The sequence below is a fragment of the Promicromonospora sp. NPDC057138 genome, assembly GCF_042670845.1.
Lineage (GTDB): Bacteria > Actinomycetota > Actinomycetes > Actinomycetales > Cellulomonadaceae > Promicromonospora.
Window position 1 is genome coordinate 1 of sequence record NZ_JBHUUX010000140.1, and the last position, 1,732, is coordinate 1,732.

Genomic DNA, 1,732 nt, shown 5'->3' on the forward strand with positions numbered 1-1,732 from the left:
GCCCTGTCTCGTATACACATCTCCGAGCTGGTGGGGCAGGAGATGTTCCAGGAGCCGGCGGATCTCTGCCACGGTGAGTGTGATGACGCTGCTGGTGGGATCGTTTCTGCTGCCCCCTTTACGACGTGGTGCGCGATAGGCGGGGAGCGGTGGAGGGGCCGGGTTGGACTTGCGGAATGATTGCTGCTCATGAGGCTGGGGTGGGCGCGTGGGGTGTTGTCGCATCGGATCTGTACTGGTCTGCCGCGTCGTCGGCTGGGGAAGCTGATTGAGGAGCTTGCCGGCCCCTGGCTCGCGCAGCAGGAGGGCCGGCTGCGCGAGCGCCGTGGTCATGAGCGGCTGCGTGCGGCCGGGGCGGGGCCGGATCGGGGGCTGGTGTTCACCGACCGGGTGATCGCCACCCTGGTCGTTCTGCGTTTCCAGCTCCCGCACCAAGCCCTGGCCGTGTTCTACGGCGTGGACCGCTCCACCATCACCCGGGCCGTCCACGAGATCCGGCCCCTGCTCGCGGCGCGGGGCTTCGCCGTCCCCGGCAAGCCCGGACTGCGGCTGCGTACCCTCGCGGACGTCTTCGCCTACGCCGCGGCCGAAGGCGTCGAACTGCGTCTCGACGGCACCGAGGTCCAGGTCCGCCGCCCCGCGGCGAACCGCCCCGGACGCCGGGCGTTCGTCTCGGGCAAGAAGAAGCGGAACACCAAGAAGCCCACCGTCATCAGCGACGGCAAGGGCCGGCTGCTGTGGGCCGGAGCCGTCCGGCCCGGCCGCATGCACGACGTCACCGCCCTGCGTACCGAAGGCATCGAGGAACTGCTCCAGCAGTATCCCGAGGTCAAGGTCAAGGCCGATTCCGGTTACCAGGGGCTGGCCAGAGACTTTCCCGGCCAGGTCACCGCCCCACCGCTGAAACCGAAGAAGGGCGCCCCGCCCGACGAGATCACCGCATGGGAACGGGCCCGCAAAGCCCAGTCCTCGGAGCGGATCTGCGTCGAGCACGCCATCGCCGAACCCAAGCAGTGGAGACCCCTGCAGCGCTGGACCGGGCGCCGCGAGTACTTCGACGACACCATGCTCGCCATCGCCGGGCTGGTCTCCGACCGCTGCGCGGAGCGCTGAAGATCACCAGCCAGACCCTCCGGGCCAACACGCCCCCCCTCAATCGCGCACCCAGTCGTAACTTCTCACTGGTCACAGGTGCATCTTCCATCAGTCGGATACACCGAATTTCATACAGTCCCGATCCACGTCATCGGCTGCCAGCCCCACGCCCAGGGTCTTTGCATGAAGTGATCTTGTCCGGGTTTATCCGGTGAGGCTGAGGAGGGCCAGGGGCCGGCGGTAGTCGCGGGCTGCTCGTCGGAGGGCGGCTGCGATGTTCTTCTGGCCGTCCTGCCGGTGGAGGCCGATGGCCAGGTTGCGGAGACTGGCCATGGTGCGGGGCAGCCCGGCGGTGCGGATTTTGGAGTCGTCCTCGCGGAAGGTCCGGTCACGGACGTGGTGGAGGAGGTTCTCGATACCCCAGTGGCCTTTGATCCAGGAAGCGAGCTGGGCTCCGGTTGCCGCGCCGGGCGGCAGGCTGGTGATCAGGTAGACGCGCTCGATGGACAGCTTGCCCGAGCCGAGGTCTCGTCTCCAGCGCACGACTTGGAGTGCCTGGCAGGCGACGAAGGAGGCATCGATGCTCAAACCTCAGATCTCAGCGACCCGCGAGCTGCTGACCCTGGACGGGCTGTGG

3 protein-coding genes are annotated in these 1,732 nt (G+C 67.9%); 1 reads left to right on the top strand and 2 read right to left on the bottom strand.

The window, feature by feature from the left end:
* Window positions 1–333: hypothetical protein (locus tag ACFT2C_RS29065; RefSeq protein WP_377210579.1), on the bottom strand; the 333-nt coding region annotated here is incomplete at its 3' end.
* Window positions 334–375: 42 nt separating this feature from the next.
* Between ACFT2C_RS29065 and ACFT2C_RS29070 the strand changes: the two genes are divergently transcribed.
* Window positions 376–1,113: a transposase family protein gene (locus ACFT2C_RS29070; RefSeq protein WP_376517803.1), complete on the top strand. Its 738-nt coding sequence runs from the start codon at window positions 376–378 to the stop codon at window positions 1,111–1,113.
* A 186-nt stretch (window positions 1,114–1,299) separates the two neighbouring features.
* On the opposite strand, the gene ACFT2C_RS29075 is transcribed toward ACFT2C_RS29070, so the two are convergent.
* Window positions 1,300–1,683: a hypothetical protein gene (locus ACFT2C_RS29075; protein ID WP_377210580.1), complete on the bottom strand. Its 384-nt coding sequence runs from the start codon at window positions 1,681–1,683 to the stop codon at window positions 1,300–1,302.
* Between the last annotated feature and the right edge of the window lie 49 nt (window positions 1,684–1,732).